The sequence below is a fragment of the Campylobacter sp. IFREMER_LSEM_CL1890 genome (assembly GCF_025772045.1).
GTDB classification, from domain to species: Bacteria; Campylobacterota; Campylobacteria; order Campylobacterales; family Campylobacteraceae; genus Campylobacter_D; species Campylobacter_D lari_D.
Map to the genome: position 1 here is coordinate 55126 of NZ_JAKMRK010000010.1, position 17013 is coordinate 72138.

Below are 17013 nucleotides of genomic sequence, written 5' to 3' on the forward strand. Positions count from 1 at the left end.
CTTAGTCCTTTAAGGTGTTTAAGATTAAAGTAGAAACTTCCTCTACATCAGCTTTGCTCATAGTAGTTGCACTTGGAAGGCAAATTCCATTACTAAAGAAAAACTCACTATTACCATTTAAGTAAGCATCGCAACCTTTGTAAAGTTCTTGCAAATGCATTGGCTTCCAAAGTGGACGGCTTTCGATTTTATTATCTTTTAAAACTTGTATGATTTTTAAAATTTTATCTTGAATTTGAACATTTTTATTTTCACATATACAATGTTTTTCATAAGTATTAAGTTTATTTAAATCAAAATCAAGTAAAGCAGTGCTTAACCAGCGATTTGACTTGGTATTTTCAAGCTCATCTAAAAAAGTAAAAGTTCCACTTAAAAATTCTTTATACCAGCTATAAATTTCACGCTTTTTACTCACTCTTTCTTCTAAAACTTCCATTTGAGCAGTACCGATTGCGCCTAAGATATTGCTCATTCTATAATTATAGCCATATTCTTTATGCTCATAATGAAGACAATTTTCTCTAGCTTGGGTACTATAAAATCTTGCTTTTTCAAGATTAGCATGATTTTCACTCACAAGCATGCCACCACCACCTGTTGTGATGATTTTATTACCATTAAAAGAATATACTCCAAAATCCCCAAAAGTACCTAAGGCTTTATTTTTGTAAAAACTTCCCAAAGCTTCAGCAGCATCTTCGATTAAAAAAATCTCATTTTCTTTACAAATTTGGACAATCTCATCCATTTTAGAAGCATTACCATAAAGGTGTGTTAAAATGAGAGCTTTTGGCTTTTTAGGACTTTCTTTGATAGCTTTTTTTAATAAATTTACATCTAAATTATAAGTTTCATCACAATCAATAAATACAGGCGTAGCATTCATGTAAGAAATAGGTGCTACTGAAGCAATAAAGGTAAAACTTGAAGCTAGAACTATATCGCCTTCTTTGATACCCAAAACTCTTAAAGCTAAATGAATAGCTGCAGTGGCTGCATTTAGAGCAAGTGCGTTGGAACTTTTTGTATAATCTTTAATACTTTGTTCTAAGGCATTAACAAACTCACCCAAAGGTGCTATATAATTACTTTCAAAAGCTTTGTGTATGTATTCTAATTCTTTTCCACTCATATGTGGTGCTGATAGAAAAAATCTCATTTTACCTCCTTTATTTTTTTAGCAGGAACTCCAGCATAAATGCCTTTAGAAGTTAAGTTTTTAACTACAACTGCTCCTGCGCCTAAAGTTATATCATCATTTAAACTTATACAAGGAATAACACTTGAATTAACTCCTAAAAAACAACGCTTTCCTATTTTTACATTTCCTGTTAGTTTAGCTCCAACGCTAATATGGCTAAACTCATCTACAAAACACTCATGCTCAATCACACAAGCAGTATTTAAAATCACACCTTTTGCAATACTAGCTTTAGCATTAACTACGACATTTGGCATGATTAGAATACCCTCATCATCTAAAAAAACACTTGGGCTAATAATAGCACTTTTGTGTATCAAATTAACTAATCTAAATCCATCATCTTTTGCTTTTTTGAAAAGTTTTTCTCTAATAGAGTTTGCGCCAATAGCAATAAACATATCGTGTTTTTCTAAATTGGAGTGATATTTTAAGCCTTTATTATCATCTAAAAAGATGATTTTTTCATATCCTAAATTTCTAGCTACATCAGCACAGACTAAACCATGCCCACTAGAACCATATATATAAATACTTTTAGTTGTGTCCATTGAATTTATCCGTTGTAGCTACTCCTTTTTTATTAACCCCGCTTCTTTTTAAAACTTTAACAATGGTCATAAAAAAGATTTTAAGATCAAATAAAAAAGAGCAATTTTGCACATATTCTACATCATATTTAAATTTTTGCTCCCAAGAAATAGCATTGCGTCCATTAATCTGTGCCCAACCTGTAATGCCTGGTCTTACATCGTGGCGTTTTTTTTGCTCTTGATTGTATAAGGGCAAGTATTCTACAAGTAAAGGTCTTGGGCCTATGAAGCTCATATCGCCTTTTAATACATTAAAAAGCTGCGGTAATTCATCTAAACTCAAGCTTCTAACTAGCTTACCAAAAGGCTTTAAGCGTAATTCATCAGGAAGTAATTCTCCATTTTCATCGGTTTCATCACTCATAGTTTTAAATTTATAAATATAAAAAATTTTTTCATTTAATCCTGGTCTTGCTTGTTTAAAAAGCACACTTCCTTGAACGATTTTTAAAACAATACCTATAAGCACTATAAAGGGTAAAAAAATAATCAATAAAATCAAAGCCAAAAAAAAGTCAAAAACACGCTTTAAACCATTTTTATACATTTATAAAACCCCTATAAAAGTCAAGATATTTCAAAGCTATGATATTTTCATCATAATTTTGCGCTCTAAGAAAAGCATTTTGTGCTAAAGTATTTTTTAGTTTTTCATCTTCTAGTAAAACTGCTATTTTTTCAGCTAAATCCTTGCTATCTTTGCTTTTACAAATTAAACCGTCTATGGCATTATTCACTGCTTCAATGCAACCCTCAGCATCACTTACCACGCATGCTTTTTTACAAGCTTGTGCTTCTAAAACCGTTCTTGGATAGCCTTCTTTATAACTTGGTAAAACAAAAATATCGCATAAATTTAATAAATGTGCAATATCACTTCTTGCGCCAAGATAAAAAACATCATTTGAGTTTAAAAATTCTAATGGTGCGCAAGATTTATTATCATCTCTTCCACCCACTAAAACAAAATTTGCCTTATCTTTTAAAATTTGGCTTGCTTCATAAAATTCTTTAATTCCTTTATGCCAAAGTGCTCTTGAAATCATTAAAACGATAGGTTTATCAGGCATATTGTGTTCTTTTAAAAAAGCTTGTTTTTCTTCTGTGCTAATTTTTAAAGGTAAAAATTGTTTTAAATTTAGCCCTACGGATTTTATGATTTTGATTTTTTCTTCTTTTAAGCCTAAATTTTTCATAAATAAAGCATTGCTTTCATTGACAAAAATAAAACCATTAGCAAGTTTAAAAGAAATTTTATAAAGTAAATTAATGCTTATTCTTACTAGTTTGCTTTTAAAATCATCATCTATGTAAAAACTTCCTAAGCCTTCAACCAAACCAAAAGTGTATTTAATGCCCGCCATTTTAGCCGCTATAATACCTGTTGTATTGCTTTTGTGAGCGCTTGTTTGTAAAAGATCTAAATTTAAACTTTTGAGTGTATTTTTTAAACTAAGTAGATTTTTAAAAACAATTAAAGGATTGACACTTGATCTAGCTAAATCATAAAAGCAAACCTTATAGCCTAGCTCTTGTAACTTAATAGCAAAATCATCTTTTGGGGTGATGATTATAACTTCATGATTATTTTTTTCTAAAGCTCTAATGAGTGCAAGACGAAAATAATATACACTCATTGCACTATGGGTTAAAATTCCTATTTTCATCTTTTTAGCCTATAAATTTTTGCTCTTGCATCATTAGTGACTTGCTCAAATAAATCTTGATCGTATTGATTTAATAAAAACATTTGTATGTAAGCACTATTATAAAGATTTTCATCTAAAATCACAAAGCTTTTATATTCTCTTAAAAAGAGTAAATAAATTTGAGCTTTTGAATCAATTTCATTGTAATAAAATTTGCCATTAGTGATGGATTCTATATCTACAAAAGCTTTTAAAGGTATAGTTGTACCTTCTAGTTTTAAAGCTCTAAAATCATTAATAATTTCTACTCCATTATCAAGCATAACAGAACCTGTTGTTTTATCTTGAGCTATGGCATTGGCTTGAGAGAAAAATAAACTTTTTTCTTGCTCTCCATTGTCAGGATTTGTATTTGCAAATTGTGCTACCACGGGCATGATACGCAACATTCTATAAGGCATGTAAATATATACATCTCTAGTTTTATTGGTATCAAATTTAAAATCTTTATCATTTAAACTTTCTAAAAAATCTTTAGCACTTGTTTGGTTATAATCTTTTACCATAGCTTTTAAAACATCAGGATAATTTTCTTTGAAAGATTTTTCAGTGTATTCTACGCTAAGTCTTGCCATATTAGCTGCTGGAATTTGTTCTTTGCTTAAGACAAAAGATGAGAAAAAATTATCTTTTCCTAGGTGTTTTCCACCATCAATTAAGGTTTTTACATCGCTATAATAGCGTATTGGATAACCATAATCCCACCAAGCAACGACATAATCTTCTCTTTGAGCTTTATTTTTTAAATCATTTAAAATACTAGCTTCATAAGAAGTAAAAACAGTAGAGGATTTATAATAATAAATATGCATTAGGGCAGGGCTTATACTAAAAAATGCAATGAGTATGAGCAAGATATTTTTATTTTTTAGATTAAGTTTGATTTGTTTTTTTTCTAAAAAATTAAAAAAAGTATATAAAAAATACCCAAAACCCAAAGCCATCACAGGAACTGCATAAATGGTAAATCTAAGTCCAGCTCTTAAAGCCATAAAACCTAGTGCAAGCATAGGTAGAGCTAAAAGCATACTTTTGTGATCTTTGCAAAGTAAGATAAAACCTATAAAAGAAAGGATAAATACTAAAACACTGGAACTAATTCTTTGCATAAATACTTCAGGATCGATAGTATTTACTTCCATAATAGTTTCATTAACATTAAAATACATAAAGGCAGCATCTTTTAAATTTTGCACATCAGAAGCTTTGAAAACATAAAATTTAAGTTGATATAAAACAGGATCTAAACCACCACTTAAATGTAATATCAAAATGCTAATAAAAATCAAAGCCCAAACCATATAAAAATTAATTTTTTCTTCTTTAAAGGCAAAAATAGCAAATAACAATACAATTAAAGCAAGTTTATATTGCCATGCTAGCATACTTAAAGCTATGATCATTAAAGCAATAGCTAGATAAAAAATCTTTTCTTTTCTATGAAATACTAAAGTATAAAGACCAAAAAGTCCTATCATGGCAAAATTTAAAGAATAACTTGATGGATACCACCACAAATAAATCATGATGAAAACCGGACTTAAAAGTAGGGTAAAAATGTCTTTATTAATAGTTAAGCGTATAAAGGTAAGCAAAATAAGCATTGGTAAAACTAACACTAGCATATCAGTATCATAATACCCGCTCATAGTGCGGTTATAATAACTATTTGCAATACTTCCAAGTAAGGCTGCTATAAAGCCATAGGTAGTGAGTTTATATTCTCTTGCGATTAATATAATAGGCACAACGATCAAAGAAGCAAAAAAAGTACTCATATATAAAATAATACTTTCAAAGCTAAAAGGTAAAATACTATAAAGCCAATAAGTTAAAGTAGAAAGTGAGCTTCCAAAATAAGATAAGTCATTAGGTTGGTGAAAACCTGCTATCATATCCCTTGCACCTTCTGCAAAAGCATAGCCATCATTAGTAGTAATCATAAGTTGATCATTAAAGAAAAACTCATAAAACTCACTTGCCCAAGCCACCCAGTATAACCTACACAAAACACTAAAAGCAAAGGCTATAAGGATTAAAATACAGGTATATTTTATAGAATTATTATCAGTGAAATTTTGTTGCAGTTTCATTTTATGCCTTGTTGAAAAATTCAAATAATTGCTTTGCTATGCTAATTTTATCAAATTCTTTTGCACGCAAAAAAGCCTTTTGTCTATATGAAGCTTTTAATGCTTCATCATTGCACATTTTTTCTAAGCCTTCTTGCATGGCTTTTTCATCATCTACTTTTACTAAAAGTCCAAACTCATCATCTAAAAATAGCTCCCTTGCGCCACTTTTATGATCAGTGCAAAGTACGGCAGTATTACAAGCTAGGCATTCGATTAAAACATTGGAAAAACCTTCAAAACTTGAAGCAAAAGCAAAAAAGTCACATTTGCTCATGTATTTATAAGGATTTTTATCAAAACCTAGTAAAAAGACTTTGTCTTTTAAATTTAAAGTTTCTATTAAAGCTAAAAGCTCATCTTTTAAAATGCCCTCGCCTAAAATGACTAATTTTAAATCAGTTTTAACTTTTGCATAAGCTCTTATAAGCATAGCATGATTTTTACCATGATCAAGCCTACCAACACTTAATATAAAAGGATCTTTAAAATCTATTTTTTCTTTAGATTTTTCTATAATGTTTTCTAAATCTATGGCATTGTATAAAATATCGCATTTTTTAGCCTCTATATTGAAATTTTGTATTAAATCTTCTTTGTTTCCTATAGAATTTGCTAAGATTAAATCTGCTTTGTTATAAAGTTTTTTAATAAGAAATTTATTGATAAAAGAATTTAGATTATTATGTTTATAAATTACACTTGGAGTGGTGCATTCATTGATAATAAGGGTTGATTTAAGTCCTAGGGATTTTGCCATTAACGCAATATAATTAGGTCTATTTAATAATACAAATTGCAAGTTGATTTTTAAATCTTCACAAAGTTTTTTGTATTTTATAGCTAGCAAGGGTAGTTTTAAAAATTTAGCTAAGTTACTTTCACTTGGACTTGATTTTTCAAGATAGTGGATATTAACTTCAGGAATATCATATGATATTTTGTCATTCATTAAAATTAAATGTATTTCATATTTTAAATTTAACATAGGTAATAGTGTAGATACAACCCTTTCAGCGCCACCACTTCCTAAAGAATAAATAAAAATTGCTAGTTTTTTCATTTTAAACCCTTACTTCTTTGATTAAATCAAGCCATTTTTGTGCTACATTGGCCACTTCATAATCTTTACATTGTTGCTGTGCATTAAGCGCTAGTGTTTTTCTTAAATTTTCATCTTGCATTAAAAGTGCGAGTTTTTCGCTTAAAGCTTTTTCATCATCTAAATCTACTAAAAATCCATCTTTTCCATCATCAATTAAATCTTTATGACCGCTTGTGTATTTAGTGCTAATGCGCGCTACTTGATAATATAAACTTTCAAGTAAAACTGTTGGCAAGCCTTCTATGAAAGAGCAAAGGCAGATTATTTTTGCTTTTTTATAAAGCTCTTGCATATTTTCAATTTTACCTAGAAAATTAACTTTGATATTTAAATTCTTGGCTTCTTGTTCTAAATCTTGTCTTAATTCTCCATCGCCTGCTATGAAAAAGTTGTATTGTTTTTGTAAATTTGTATCTAGCCTTGCTATGGCTTTTAAAAACATAGAAGCATTTTTATTATGATCAAGTCTGCCTACGAAAATGACATTATTTTCTTTTTCTAAATTTTCTTTAATAGGGCTAAAATGACAAGGATTTGGCATATTGATAACTTTTTTAACAAAGTTTTCATAGTAATTTTTATCATCATTACTTAGCACGGTTAAAGCATTTGCATGAGGAAAACTTATACGGCGTAAAAACTTCCAAATTTTAGATTTTAAATAAGTATAAGAGCTATGTTCGCTAATGATTAAAGGTGTATTTAAACCTTTGTTTGCCCAAATGCAAGCAATATTAGTTGTATCTAAAAATGAGATAAAAACATCGCTTTTGTGGTCTTTAAGTGCTTGTTTTAAGGCTTTGAATTTTTTAATACGCGAGGCTATTTTATTATAAAGAGTGGAAAAGTCAAACTGCTCTAGGGTAAAAAGTTTGATTTTTGGCTCAAGCTTGTAAAAAGAGTCTTCTTTGTGAAATTTAATAATATTTATTTCATGATTTTTGCAAAGTTCATTAGCTAAAGTGACTAATACTCTTTCAGCACCGCCTGAATTTAAAGTAGCTATGATGAAAGTGATTTTCATACTTGTTCCTTTAAATGCCCATGTTTTACTTCAAATACTCTATCACAACCTTGTATGGTTGAGAGCCTATGGGCTATGATGATGAGAGTTTTATCTTTTGAAATTTTATAGATTTCTTCCATGATTTTTGCTTCACTTTCTTGATCAAGAGCGCTAGTTGCTTCATCTAAAACTAAAATTTCAGGTTGTTGATAAAGCGCTCTTGCTATGGCTATTCTTTGTCTTTGGCCTCCACTTAAAAACGAACCTGAATCACCTACCTTAGTATGCACTCCATCTTCAAGTGAATTTACAAAGCTTTCAAGATTAGCTTGTTTGATCACTTTGTGTAAAAGCGCTTCATCTACTTCTTCTCCAAAGCTAATATTTTTAGCAATAGAATCATTAAAAAGATAAATTTGTTGAGGTATGTAGCCAATTTTACTTCTAAAACTTTTTATATTGCTCTCATCAAGCTTAATTCCATCTACAAAAATAGCTCCATCGCTTGGTTTTAAAAGTCCTATGATAAGATCAACTAAAGTACTTTTACCACTTCCACTTTTACCTATAAAAGCGATTTTTTCATTTTTATTAAGCTCAAAATTTAAATTTTTAAATAAGTTTTTCTTACCCTTATAAGCAAAGAAAAGATTTTTCAAAACGATTTTTTCTTTAAATTCAATACTTTCATCGCCTAGCTTTTCTTCTTTTTCATTGAGCATGTTATAAATAATATCTAAAGAGTTTTTATAATATGTAATTTCATTATAACTTGTGATGATACGATTAGCACTTGGCATAAGCCTATAAAGAGCCACCACAAAAATAGTAATAGTTGCTAAGATAGATGAAATATCACTTTCATATCTTAAAACTAAATACACTACGATAAAACAAAGCATACAAAAACCTATACCTTCAAGGTAAATTCTAGGAATGCTTGACATGCTTTCATTGCTAATGTTTGCTTTGGCAAAAAGCCCACTTTGAATTTCATAAAGTTTTTGTGTGCTTTGTTCTTTGGTTTTGAGTTTGATGATTTTAAGGTTGTTTAAATTTGCATTTAAAATTTCAAAATAATTTTTCATCGCCTCTTCTCTAGCTATGGAAGCTTTTTTTACCAAGGGTGAGAGGATTTTAATCAAAATAAAAGCATTTAAAAGTAAAAAAGCACTTAAAGCTAGGGTGATTTTATAGTTGATAATTAGCAATAAAGTATAAAGTAAAAACACCACAAAGCTTTCACTTAGCATAAGTAAAAAAGCACTAATTAAAGTGCTTAAATGAAATACTTCTTGAGTAATAGTTTTTAAAAGTTCTGATTGATTTTTGTTAGTAAAATTTTCATATTCAAGGTGTAGGTATTTATCAAAAATACGACAAGCAAGGCTGTGGTAACGCCCTTTAGAAAAACGCGCAAGCAAATGAAAATAAAAGGCATTTAAAAAGGCTCTAAAAATATAAAAGGCGATTAATATACAGCCAAAATAAGCAATAATCTTATAACTTGGTAAATTTAAATACTCATATACAGGTTGAAAATAGGAGCTTTTTTCTAAAAGCTCAAAATTACTCGCCACTGATACAAAAGGCATGATCAAAGAAATAGCAAAGCTTTCTATAAATCCTATGAAAATAGAAAAAATTAGCAAAGCAAATAAAAATTTCTTATCATGGGCATTGAGTATGAAAAAAAGTTTTTTTAACACTGTTTTTCCCACTCATAAGCACTTTTACAGATTAATTCTAAATTATCATATTTTGGTTTCCAATTAGTTAGGGTTTTGATTTTATCAGCATTTGAAATAAGCACAGAAGGATCTCCAGCTCTTTTTGGTGCAAGTTCTACTGTGAAATCCACCCCGCTTACTTTTTTCATAGTTTCAATAACTTCTTTTACGCTAAAGCCATGTCCATAGCCTACATTGAAAATATTACTTTCATTGTTTTCTAGGTATTCTAAAGCAGCTAAATGCGCACTTGAAATATCATCAACATGGATAAAATCTCTAATACAAGTGCCATCTTTAGTATTATAATCATCGCCAAAAATATAAAGCTTTTCTCTTTTTCCTGTGGCTACTTCAGCAGCAACCTTGATAAGTAAAGTAGCTTTTGGATAGCGTTGACCTATAGGATAACTCATGCAAGCACCTGCTACATTGAAGTATCTTAAAATGCAGTATTTAAATTCAGGATTAGCCATATTAGCATCTTGCAAGACTTTTTCGCTCATTAGTTTGCTTTGCCCATAAGGATTAATCGGTGCTAGTGGGCTTTGTTCATCTACGATAGGAGTTTGTGGCTCTCCATAAGTCGCTGCGGTTGAAGAAAAAATGAATTTTTTCACACCTGTTTCTAAACAAGTTTGGATTAAGTTGCTTGTGTTTGCGGTATTGTTCATATAGTATTTTAAAGGATTTTCCATACTTTCAGGAACTTCAATACTAGCTGCAAAATGCACAATTGCATCAAATTTTTCTTCTTTGAAAAGTTTTTTAATCCCAGCATAATCGCTTAAATCTTGCTCAAAAAACTTAAAAGGTCTGATTTTAGAAAGTTCATCCAAACTTTTTTTGCTACCTTTTGAAAGATTATCTAATACACAAATTTCATGATTTGTTTCTAAAAATTGTTTTAAGGTATGAGAGCCTATGTATCCTGCGCCACCGGTGATTAAAATTTTCATTTTTATCCTTTTTGTGATATTTAATAATAGTTATTTTAATATACTTTTCTTAATTAATTTAAAACTTGCTTTTTTCTTTTTCTATGGCCTTTAAAAATGGCTTTTGATAGCTTTTATCACTATGTTTTTGCAAAAGTTCTTCTTTGAAATTTTCCAAAATATTAAGATAATCTTCTTGGGTTAAATTAGCTTTGATGAGTTCGTATTTTAAAAATAGCATATAGGTGTTTAGCACATCACTTTCGCAGTATTCGTGAATTTTTTCTAATTTGTTTTGATAAAAAAGTTCTAATACTTCATTTCCATGCACATCATACTTTCCAGGAAGTCCTGCCATAGCACAAAGTGTGTCAAGTCTTAAGCCTTTTTGGCCAAAACTTCCTAAAGATTCTAATAAATCACAATGTTTATTTTCTACAAATTTGCTTTTGTAGTTATTCCATTTATCGCTTGCATCTAAATAAGCACTTGCGTTGATATTGTATTTTAATGCTCTTATAACAAGCAAAGGCATATCATAGCTTTTGCCATTAAAACTTACAAGGCGGGGTTGGTGTTTGTCTATGAAGTTAAAAAACTCTTCTAGCATTTGTTTTTCGTTGTCGCCTTTGATTTTATTGACTTTGATGAAATTTCCAAATTTATCTGCAATCACTGCACAAATGCTTACAACTTTATGAAAAGGCAGGGGTAAAAAATCACTTCCGCTTTCTTCTTTTTGTCTTTCTAAAGCTTGTTTGCTAATGCTTAAATCATCGCCATTAAAATCATAAAGATGTTTTATCAATTCTACATCAGGAATGCTCTCACAATCAAAAACACAAATATATTCTTGCATGATAAACCTTTTTTTAAAAAAATCTTTGTTAAAATCATAACAGAAAATTTAAAAATAAAGTAGCATATGAAAATAGGTTTGGTTAAGTTATCCGCACTTGGAGATATCATCCATGCGGTAATTGTTTTGCAATTTATTAAAAAGCATTATCCTAAGGCGAGTATTGATTGGTTTGTAGATGCAAGATTTGCAGGATTATTGCAAGATCATCCAATGATTAATGAAGTGTATGCCCTGCCTTTAAAGGATAGAAAATTCAAAGAAGTCTTTGCTATGCTTTTTGAAGCAAGACAAAATAAATATGATGTTGTGATTGACTTGCAAGGTTTGATTAAATCTGCTTTAGTGAGTAAATTTTTATGTGCTAATACTTTTGGTTTTGATCAAGAAAGTATCAAAGAGGGTTTTGCGAGCAATTTTTATACGCATAAATTTGCGTGTAATTATGAAGAAAATATTATCGTGCGTAATCTTTCTTTGGTAGCTTATGTATTAAATGAGCATTTTGATCATAGCGATATAGAGTTAAAACAAAGTTGTTTTAGTGTAGATGATGAGTTAAAAGAAAGCTTAGAACAAAGGCTTTCTTTAAGTGAAAGTGCGCCAAATATACTCATACATATAGGCTCATCTATGCCTAATAAAATTTACCCAAAAGAGCGTTTGATACTACTTTGTAGAATGCTTTTAGAGTATTTTACTAGTGCAAAAATCATGCTTGGTTGGGGCAATGTTAATGAGTTTAATTTTGCTAAAGATATAGTTTTAAATTTAAAACATTTGAAAATAGAACTTGCGCCAAAATTAAGCTTAAGCGAGCTTTGTGCTTTAACTAAGGCAAGTGATTTGATTATCGGAAATGATAGTGGGCCTACTCATTTGGCCTTTGCACTAAACAAGCCTTCTATAACGATTTTTGGTGCTACTCCTAGTCAAAGAAATACCTATGAAACAAATATCAACAAAACAATCAATGCAGGTAAAAAAATACTGCATTCAAAGCATATCGATAAGAGTGATTTTTGCATACAAAATATCGATGAAAAAGATATTTTTAAACTTGCTTGTGAGCTTTTAGAAAAATGATAAATTATGTATATCTAAGCCTTTTTTATATATTAAAAGCCCTTGTGAAGATTTTACCTTCAAAGCTTTTAAACTCTTTTGTAAATTTGGTTGCTTTGATCACTTATAGGCTTAATCACAAACACCGCAAAATCATTGACATAAACTTAAAAATTTGTTTTCCTGAAAAAGATCAAAAATGGCGTGATGAAACTAGCCTTAATATCTATAAAAATTTTGCTAAATTTGGGATTGATTTTATCAAAAATCAAAATGCAAGCAAAGAAGAAATCGTCAATAAAATTTGCTTTGATGATGAGGGGCAAATTTTAAATATAATGCAAAGTAAAAGACCCTTGATTGTAACTACGGCTCATTATGGTAACTGGGAGCTTTTGGCTTTGTCTTTTGGGGCTAAATTTCAAGGAATTTCCATAGTTGGAAGAGCACTTGATAGTATGATAATGGATAAAATTTTAAGTAAAAATCGCACGCAGTTTAATATAGAGCTTATAGAAAAAAAGGGCGGGCTTAGAAAAATGCTAAAAGCCTTAAAAGAAGGTAGATCGCTTGGAATTTTAACCGATCAAGATGCAGTGGATAGTGAAAGTGTAAAAATACAATATTTTAACCAAGAAGTAAATTTCATAGCAGGTGCAAGTGTGCTTGCTAAAAAAACAAATGCTATGATTTTACCTTGTTTTGTGTATCAAAAAGATGAGAAATTTTTTGTAAAAACTTTTAAGGCTTTAGATGCAAGCAAGGCAAGTATAGAAGAGCTTACTAAGTATCAAGCAAAGTGTTGTGAAGAGATGATTAAATTTAAACCTGATGAGTATTTTTTCTTTCATAAGAGATTTAAAAGATACAATCATGAATTATATTTATAGGATATAAAATGGATTTAAAACAAATTAGTGTGATAATGATTGTTAAAAATGCTCAAAAAACTTTAAAAGCTTGCTTGGAATCTTTGCAAGAATTTGGCGAGATCGTTTTAATAGAAAATGATAGCAATGATGATACTTTAAAAATTGCTTATGAGTTTAGTAAAAATTATAAAAATATCAAGATTTATCAGCATAAATTTATAGGTTTTGGACCTTTAAAAAATTTAGCCATAAGTTATGCTAGCAATGATTGGATTTTTAATATTGACGCAGATGAGCTTGCTAAGAAAGAATTTTTACAAGAATTAGGGCAAATTGAGCCTAATAAAGAAGATATCATAGCTTTACCAAGAGAAAATTTATACAATGGAGAGTGGATTAAAGCTTGTGGGTGGTGGCCTGATCATGTAATGCGGGTGTTTAATAAAACCCATACTAGTTTTAATAAAAATTTAGTGCATGAGAGTTTAATTTTACATGAAGATAGCAAAAAGATTAAGTTGCAAAATGGTTTGAGGCATTTTGCGTTTGATGATATCGATAGTTTGTTAGATAAGCTTCAAAAATATTCTAAGCTTTGGGCTTTGCAAAATTTACATAAAGAAAGTAGTGTTTGCAAGGCTTTGCTAAGAGGAATTTGGACTTTTTTTAGAAATTATGTTTTGAAAAAAGGGATTTTTTATGGCTATAAAGGCTTTATCATAAGTACTTGCAATGGTCTTGGAGCTTTTTTTAAATATATGAAATTATATGAGTTAAAAAAACAAAAGCCAAAAACTTGTGCTTTAATCATCACAACCTATAATCAAAAAGAAAGGCTTGCTTTGGTGCTTGATAGCGTTAAAAACTTAGAGCCTTTACCAGATGAGGTTTTAATAGCTGATGATGGAAGCAGGGAAGATACGGCTAAGCTTATACAAGCTTATCAAAAGGATTTTCCTTGTAAGTTAGAGCATATTTGGCAAGAAGATGAGGGATTTCGTGCCGCGGCAAGTCGCAATAAGGCAATTAATGCTTCTAATAGCGAATATATTGTTTTAATCGATGGGGATATGATTTTAGAAAAAAACTTTATCAAAGATCATTTAAAATTTGCTAGTTTAAAAACTATCTTGCAAGGTTCAAGAACTATTTTAAACGAAAAAGAAAGCAAAGAACTTTTAAGCAAAAATGATTTTAGCTTAGCTTTTAATAAAAAGGGTTTTAAAAACAAAAGAAATGCTTTTTTAGCTAAATGTGTATATAAATTTTCAAAGCTAACTAAGAAGTTTTTTAAAAAATCACAACTTGTTAAAGGCAGTAAAACTTGCAATATGAGTTTTTATAAAAGTGATTTTGAAGCTATTAAAGGATTTAATGAAAAATTTATAGGCTGGGGCAGAGAAGATAGTGAGTTTGTGGCTAGATTTTTATTTAATAATGGAGTGTTTAAAAGACTTAAATTCTATGCTCTAGCTTATCATATTTACCATGAAGAAAATAGCAAAAATATGCTTGAGATTAATCATCAAATTTATCTTGAAACTATAAAAAATGAAAAAGTGATTTGGAGATAAAGCATGAAAAAAGTAGGCGTAGTAATCCCCATATACAATGTAGAAAAATATTTAAAACAATGTTTAGATAGTGTAATTAATCAAACCTATACTAACTTAGAAATCATACTCGTAAATGATGGTAGTACAGATGAAAACTCACTCAATATTGCAAAAGAATACACTCTAAAAGATAAAAGAATCACTCTTTTTGATAAAAAAAATGGTGGTTTAAGTAGTGCTAGAAATGTAGGTATAGAATTTTTTTATGGTGAATATGAAATACAATATATTGAAAAAGAAAATGAATTAAATATTTTTAAGATTGTTGGCAATAACCCACAAAATATTTATAAAATTTATAAACATAAAAATGCTTTAGTAGATGATAAATTAGAAATTCCAAAGATTGATTATATTATCTTTTTAGATTCTGATAATTATTGGGAGTTAAACTGCATAGAAGAGTGTGTTATAAGAATGCAAAATGTAGATGTATTATGGTTTGACCATACTTGTATTTATGATGATGGTATAGAAGATAAGGGCCAAAAAACAAGGATGAATATATTTAATTTCACTCAAGAATGTACTATCACTCCAAGAGACTATGCTAAGCAAGCTATAAAAGTAGGTTCAAGGGATATCTCGTTTAGCTGGGGTGGTATGATAGATTTTTCATTTTTAAAACAATTAAAACTTAAATTTATTAACAAAATCATCAATGAAGATATTCATTTTGGCATGGTTTTATTTAGCTGTGCTAATAATATTTATATTTTGCCAAAAAGATTGTATTTGTGCCGTTTGAGAGCAAATAGTATATCAAATCATGATAAGAAAGTCACAAAGGCAAATGTATCAGAGTACTTTAAAGACTTATATGAATTTTTTGGAGAAAATGCTAAAGAGGCAAAAAACTATTTAAAAGCAGCAAGTAGGATGATAACAGCTTTAGAGTTGATAGAATTTTTTAAAGATCAAAAAAATGAAAATTTTCAAGCTATAAAGGAAACCTTTTTGCCTTTTTATGTAAAAAAGGCTTTGATGATTAAAAAATTTAAAAAAGATCCTTTAAATTTAAAGGAAAAATTACCTATAATAAAACCTTTTATCCAAACAAAAATTCCTTATGATCTTTGGAAAATTTGGCAAAAAATAAAAAGTATTTTTAGATAAAATCAACTTTGCAAAATGATTTTATCTATCATTGAATCTTTTTTTATAGATTTAAAATGCGTGAGTTTGTGTAAAAAACTTTGTTTTTGAATTTCTTCCCAAAGAGTTGGATTAAATTTTTCTTTGGCGCTAAATTGTAATAAATGGCATTCTATATCACTCATGTTTTTATAAACATCATTTACAAAGCTATGCTCTTTTAAAAGTTCAAATATGATATGCAGTACAAAATAATAGTGATTTTCATTTGATTGCTCATTTTTCCAATAATTTATTAAAATATCTTTTAGAGTTTGAATAAAAGTATTGCTTGCTTTGGCTATCATAAAACTACTTAGCATTTTAACCTTAAAATCATCATTCCAGTTAAAATATCCATAAGAAAAATACCCACTTTTGATAAAATTTTTCAATTTCTCTTTACTAGGTTTTGTTTTTGATCTTTCAAAGATAAAAAAATCTTTATTACAAAGTTCACTAGGAATTTTAGAGCTTAAAAATATACTTGCATCACACCATATACCTCCATAAGTTGCAAGTAAGCATACTCTTAAAAGATCTGAAAAAAAAGTTATAGTTTTTTCTCCAAAAAAATTATTTTCTAATTTTTCTATAACATATGGTGGAAAATCAATATACTCTTTTATATTATCTTTATCTAAAATGATGATTGTGTAGTCATCTTTCATTTGACTTTGCACTGAATTGAAACATTGTTGTATCATAGGTGAAGCTTGATTTTTACCTTGATACCAAAATTGCCAAATAATTTTATCGTTTTTAAAATGATGTTTTTTTTCAAAATCAAAATGAGGAATTTTTCCTTCTAAAAAAGGGTTTATATAGTTGTTTGAAAGATAATTAGCCACTTTGGGGTGTTCTAACTTATATTGAATATGATTTCTTAATTTTCTTCTTATTGATTTTATAGGTATAAATGAGCTTAGTTTTTTTGTTAAAGTATTATAAATTAAAGAATTGTTTTGTTGTATTTGCATATATATTCCTCAAAAGTTTTTCTGATATAATATCGAAAATAATTAAGGTTATGTATATATGAAAACCGTA

14 protein-coding genes and 1 pseudogene are annotated in these 17013 nt (G+C 29.0%); 4 read left to right on the forward strand and 11 right to left on the reverse strand.

Annotated features, from left to right (window positions below; genetic code table 11):
• Position 1 precedes the first annotated feature (1 nt).
• From pglE to L8W57_RS06255, 10 genes are read right to left on the reverse strand one after another with little or no spacing between them, the layout of a single operon-like run.
• Positions 2 to 1162: a UDP-N-acetylbacillosamine transaminase gene (gene pglE, locus L8W57_RS06210; protein WP_133319738.1), complete on the reverse strand. Its 1161-nt coding sequence runs from the start codon at positions 1160 to 1162 to the stop codon at positions 2 to 4.
• Positions 1159 to 1755 carry a UDP-N-acetylbacillosamine N-acetyltransferase gene (pglD, locus tag L8W57_RS06215; protein WP_263662220.1) on the reverse strand — a complete coding sequence of 199 codons (597 nt, stop codon included), beginning with the start codon at positions 1753 to 1755 and terminating at the stop codon, positions 1159 to 1161. The genes pglE and pglD overlap by 4 nt, the downstream gene beginning before the upstream one ends.
• Positions 1742 to 2344 (reverse strand): undecaprenyl phosphate N,N'-diacetylbacillosamine 1-phosphate transferase, encoded by a 603-nt coding sequence (gene pglC, locus L8W57_RS06220; RefSeq protein WP_220567224.1) that lies wholly within the window; start codon positions 2342 to 2344, stop codon positions 1742 to 1744. Before pglC ends, pglD begins: the two co-directional genes overlap by 14 nt.
• A complete protein-coding gene (gene pglA, locus L8W57_RS06225) occupies positions 2337 to 3464 on the reverse strand; it encodes a N,N'-diacetylbacillosaminyl-diphospho-undecaprenol alpha-1,3-N-acetylgalactosaminyltransferase (RefSeq protein WP_263661252.1) in 1128 nt (375 codons plus the stop codon). The genes pglC and pglA overlap by 8 nt, the downstream gene beginning before the upstream one ends.
• Positions 3461 to 5599 carry an STT3 domain-containing protein gene (locus L8W57_RS06230; protein ID WP_263662221.1) on the reverse strand — a complete coding sequence of 713 codons (2139 nt, stop codon included), beginning with the start codon at positions 5597 to 5599 and terminating at the stop codon, positions 3461 to 3463. The genes pglA and L8W57_RS06230 overlap by 4 nt, the downstream gene beginning before the upstream one ends.
• A 1-nt stretch (position 5600) precedes the next feature.
• On the reverse strand, positions 5601 to 6701 hold the full coding sequence (locus tag L8W57_RS06235) for a glycosyltransferase (protein WP_133319733.1): 1101 nt from the start codon (positions 6699 to 6701) through the stop codon (positions 5601 to 5603).
• Between the two features lies 1 nt (position 6702).
• Positions 6703 to 7767, reverse strand: coding sequence for a glycosyltransferase (locus L8W57_RS06240; RefSeq protein WP_263662222.1), 1065 nt, complete (start codon positions 7765 to 7767; stop codon positions 6703 to 6705).
• Positions 7764 to 9458, reverse strand: coding sequence for an ABC transporter ATP-binding protein (locus L8W57_RS06245; protein ID WP_263662223.1), 1695 nt, complete (start codon positions 9456 to 9458; stop codon positions 7764 to 7766). The genes L8W57_RS06240 and L8W57_RS06245 overlap by 4 nt, the downstream gene beginning before the upstream one ends.
• Positions 9452 to 10438, reverse strand: a complete 987-nt coding sequence (gene galE / locus L8W57_RS06250; RefSeq protein ID WP_012661952.1) for a UDP-glucose 4-epimerase GalE — start codon at positions 10436 to 10438, stop codon at positions 9452 to 9454. The genes L8W57_RS06245 and galE overlap by 7 nt, the downstream gene beginning before the upstream one ends.
• A gap of 58 nt (positions 10439 to 10496) precedes the next feature.
• Positions 10497 to 11276 (reverse strand): 3'-5' exonuclease, encoded by a 780-nt coding sequence (locus L8W57_RS06255; protein ID WP_263662224.1) that lies wholly within the window; start codon positions 11274 to 11276, stop codon positions 10497 to 10499.
• 66 nt (positions 11277 to 11342) lie between these two features.
• Here L8W57_RS06255 and waaC point away from each other — a divergent pair, with 66 nt between their 5' ends.
• The 4 genes and pseudogenes from waaC (at position 11343) to L8W57_RS06275 (ending at position 15964) form a co-directional block, all read left to right on the forward strand.
• On the forward strand, positions 11343 to 12362 hold the full coding sequence (gene waaC / locus L8W57_RS06260; RefSeq protein WP_133319729.1) for a lipopolysaccharide heptosyltransferase I: 1020 nt from the start codon (positions 11343 to 11345) through the stop codon (positions 12360 to 12362).
• Positions 12359 to 13231 carry a lipid A biosynthesis lauroyl acyltransferase gene (locus L8W57_RS06265; protein WP_133319728.1) on the forward strand — a complete coding sequence of 291 codons (873 nt, stop codon included), beginning with the start codon at positions 12359 to 12361 and terminating at the stop codon, positions 13229 to 13231. Before waaC ends, L8W57_RS06265 begins: the two co-directional genes overlap by 4 nt.
• Before the next feature lie 8 nt (positions 13232 to 13239).
• The gene (locus L8W57_RS06270; protein ID WP_133319727.1) at positions 13240 to 14787 is read left to right on the forward strand and encodes a glycosyltransferase family 2 protein; all 1548 of its coding nucleotides are present in this window, start codon (positions 13240 to 13242) and stop codon (positions 14785 to 14787) included.
• Between the two features lie 3 nt (positions 14788 to 14790).
• Positions 14791 to 15964, forward strand: a pseudogene (locus L8W57_RS06275) (glycosyltransferase family 2 protein).
• Here the strand turns inward: L8W57_RS06275 and L8W57_RS06280 are convergent.
• Positions 15948 to 16943 (reverse strand): capsular polysaccharide synthesis protein, encoded by a 996-nt coding sequence (locus L8W57_RS06280; protein WP_133319725.1) that lies wholly within the window; start codon positions 16941 to 16943, stop codon positions 15948 to 15950. The pseudogene L8W57_RS06275 and the gene L8W57_RS06280 sit on opposite strands and share 17 nt — an antisense overlap.
• Positions 16944 to 17013: the final 70 nt, after the last annotated feature.